Raw genomic sequence first — 4049 nt, 5'->3', positions numbered from 1 at the left:
CGAGGCGAACTTATAAAGACGAGGTGTGGAATAATGAAAAAAGGGGTGGGACTGGCAGCTAGTTAATCGTTCTAATGCGGTCATGGAGTGCGGTGTCGAGCGATATGCAACACCTCCTTGTCTTTAAAAGCGCGTAGCAGTTTGCTTCTTGTTTTAGTCCAAAGGAAAGATGTGGATTAAGGATGGGTTATTTATGCCTATTTTGATCAAAGCGGCGAGGCATATATTTAAACAAAGTGGCTTGGTGCTATGCTTCACGTCGCAGTCACAAAAGGCAAAATTTACTTCACTGTGTGCAGTTAATGCCTGCGCATTAATCTCTTAGTTTCAAGATTGATCTAATGAAGACAAAAAAGGGCTAGCCTACATTCCTCAGGCCCCTCTTCAACTCTGAATTTTGATTGAATTCATGCTGAGAGTCCCAATACAGCATGTGAAGGATCCACTCAACAAAAAGTTGGCATGGTTTTTGCACCATCTTAATCATGAAAATTGGTATCCGTATGAAGACATTAATGATGCATCCATCAGTATTCCGAAAGAGTTTGAAGGGTTTACGAGCAACGATAGGCGTGTGGATATTGTTTTGGGGCGGATTATCGCACGCGCAGATCCCGAATGCTACATGGGGGACTTATTTTGGCGGATCAGGCGCTGATAACATCAGTGCTGGAGCAAAGCCAGTAGCCGTTGGACCCGATGGGGGTGTGTATATTGCAGGGATCACCTCATCAAGTTACCCAACGGCGCCCAATCCGATAGCAACGAGTGGTGTGCATCAGAGCATAAACGGGGGAGGACAGGATGCTTTTTTAGCAAAGTTTTCTTCGAGCGGTAACTTGATTTGGTCAACCTACTACGGCGGAAGTAGTGGTGATGGAGGAACAGTTCACTACGGGCCGAGCGTAGTCATATCACCCCTTGATGGGAGTGTATATCTTTGTGGAAACACCAGCTCCTTATACAACACAGCTCCCAATCCCATTGCGACACCGGGAACCTTTCATTCAACAAGTAATTCAACAGGCGGATCAGGATTTGTAGCTAAGTTTAATCCATCAAATGGGACGAGAGTATGGGGCACGTATCTTCAATCCATGCAAGAAAGGTGTGATATAGCAGTAGGACCAGATGGAAGTGTTTATGTAGTAGGGACTGGGTATGCATGGTCGGCCAGTCCATTACCGATTCCGAACGAAATAGGGACAACTGGGACGCATAAGGCAACTTCTAGTTCATCAGACTTTGCAGAGGGTTTTCTAATCAAGCTCAACCCGATAAACGGCACACGGATTTGGGGGACGTTTTATGGAGGAAGCTCATCGGATCATATCACATCAGTCAGTGTAGCGAATGACGGCAGTGTATATGTGGGAGGATATACGTTTGGAAGCTACTCTGGACTTCCGAATGGGATTGCTACGCCTGGTTCTCACCAAGGTAGCTACGGTGGGGGATCTGATGATCTCTTCGTGGTTAAATTTAACCCTACGAACGGCACGCGGATTTGGGGAACCTACTACGGGGGAAGTAGTAAGGATATTTACAATGTATATGGTCCGACAGTTCATACGGCGGTTGATCCAATGTCTAACGAGGTTTACATACTTTCTCCGTCACAATCCGTCTACACGTATGCTCCCAATCCTATAGCCAGTGTGGGAACGCATCAATCCACTGCTCTATCAACTCATGTAAATACGATACTGGCTAAATTTAACGCCACTACAGGTCAGAGAGTTTGGGGGACGTATTATGGGGGGACAGGGGGAGATATGGGATTTGCTCTTGCAGTGGGCCCCGATGGGAGTGTGTATTTGGGGGGGATGGCAGGAAGCTTTTATATGTCTGCCCCAAATCCTATAGCCACAACAGGGACCTACAAACCGACATATAACCATCCGGCATCTGGCTTTTTAGCTAAGCTTAATCCATCTAACGGTCAACGTATTTGGGGGACATACGTAGAAGCTCCTGTTCAAGGGATAGCGATCTCATCCAATCATAGCATTTATATCGTGGGATCGAACAACCTCGCTTTCATTACTCCAGATGCTCACAAGACGACGGTGGAGGGCACGGACGCTTATTTGACTCAGTTTTCAGAGGTATCTGCTAACCTCAGCGCTGTTCCTTCTTGTCCTTTAGTTGGACAAACAATCAATGCTACGATACCGACACAGGCTTTACCTGGATGTGCACCGGTTACATTTACAGCGCATCAAGGGGTGCCGCCTGGGTTGACATTTACGCCGTCTTCAGGCTCTGCTACGCTTTCTGGGGCGATCTCCACTACTGGGACGTATATTTTCAAAGTCACCGTGCAGGACAGTTGTGGGAGGACAGGCACTTACACCAAGAAAATTATGGTGGGATCTATACCGACCTCACTACCGAACTACCCACCACAATATGGGATGGTCGGTCAACCCTTCAGCTACAATGCCTCGGGCACTAGCGATCCAAATTACACTCCTGTGACCTACTCTATGAGCCCCGGTATCCCTGGTCTCACAATCAATAGCTCAACAGGCATCATCTCTGGCACGCCCACGACAGCTGGCATCACGACGACGACCGTGACATTGACGACACCCTGCAACAGTGCGAGCAAGCCACTGACGATCCAGATAGTGCCCAATCAGCCTTGTTCAGTGATTAACCTAAATGTTACTGGCACTCCACAGAACTGTGGCATTCAACTTAACTGGGGGAACGACTCCGGATGCACAACTTCTCATCACTTAGCCATCCAGTATCGTGTGGTGGGGAGCAGCACGTGGACGAGTGTGCCGGTGAGTATGCGTCCAGCGGTGAGTGCGGGGAGTTATACGATAGGGTCATTGAGTCCGACAAATTATGAGGTGCAGGTGCAAGTGGTTTCACCTCAGAATGGCGCAGTGAATGCGGCTGGATGGGTGACAGTGGGTGGTGGAGCGATAACGGTAACGAACTGTGCGCCGCCCACTATCACTGGTCCTACGAGTGTAACACACTGTAATCCTGGGGCGGTGAGCATTACGATGGCGGCGACGAATTCTCCGACGAGCTGTGCTGTAGTGGGGAGCTTGCCTACGGGCTTGAGCTTGAATGCAGGGACGGGTGTGATTTCTGGGAATGTGGCTGTGGGGACCTATAGCTTTACGGTGACGGCGAGTAATGCAGGGGGGACGAGTGCGCCGTTTACGGTGAACTTAACGGTGAACAGCCAGCCTTCTATCACCTCAGCGGGGTCGCTTTCGGCGACGTTGGGGCAGGCGTTTACGCATACGGTGACGACGACGGGGACGCCGACGCCGAGTGTAACGGTGAATACGATCTCTGCAGCACCAGGGCTGAATATCAGCGGGAATACGATCCTTGGCACCCCTTCAGCGACGGGGACGTTTACGTATCAGGCGGATGCGACGAATAGCTGTGGGACGGTGAGCCAGACGGTGACGATCACGGTGACGCATACGCCGCCACCGCCGACTATCATGATGACACAGGCGCGGCTGCGGGCGATGCATGGGGGTTTCCAGGGGGATGTGGCACTACCGTTGGCGGGGTCGATATCTGGGGTGGATCCACGGGTGCACACTGTAGCGAGGGAGTTGGTGTTGACGTTTAACGTGCCGGTGACGAGTGTGAATGTGGTGCAGGATCTGGGTCCGACGATCACCCTTGGAACGCCTATCTTTTCGGGGAACACAGTGCGGATCCCGATAAGTGGGTTGACGAACAACGCGAAGTATCGGGTGAAGGTGAACACGGTGAACGGGCAAGCATTGACAGGGAATGACAAGGTGAACTGGCGGATCATCCGAGGGGATGTGAATGGGAATGGGATGGTGAATGCGGTGGATAGTTCGCAGGCCACGTCGCAAGTGGGGCAGGCGATAACGAATGCGACGTTTCGGTCGGATGTGAATGCGGATGGGAGTATTACGAGCTTGGATGTGACGCAGGTGATGAGTAACAACGGGGCGTATGTGGCGCCGTAAGGGGGGGTTGAAGGGGGAGAGGATCAAGGGGGGAGGGTAGAGAGTGTTTGGCAATGAGAAGCC

Annotated in this window: 1 protein-coding gene; it reads left to right on the top strand. The window is 50.9% G+C overall.

Annotated elements, in window-relative coordinates:
• The first annotated feature begins 503 nt into the window (after window positions 1-503).
• Window positions 504-3986 carry a putative Ig domain-containing protein gene (locus NZM04_02445; protein ID MCS7062901.1) on the top strand — a complete coding sequence of 1161 codons (3483 nt, stop codon included), beginning with the start codon at window positions 504-506 and terminating at the stop codon, window positions 3984-3986.
• Window positions 3987-4049 lie beyond the last annotated feature (63 nt).

It is taken from the genome of Candidatus Methylacidiphilales bacterium (assembly GCA_025056655.1).
In the GTDB taxonomy this organism is placed as follows: Bacteria; Verrucomicrobiota; Verrucomicrobiia; order Methylacidiphilales; family JANWVL01; genus JANWVL01.
This window is presented reverse-complemented; position numbering and strand designations above follow the sequence as displayed.

Bases quoted from the DNA above. Each gene is read 5' to 3' on its own strand.
- NZM04_02445 (MCS7062901.1), top strand. From the start codon at position 504: ATGAAGACATTAATGATGCATCCATCAGTATTCCGAAAGAGTTTGAAG.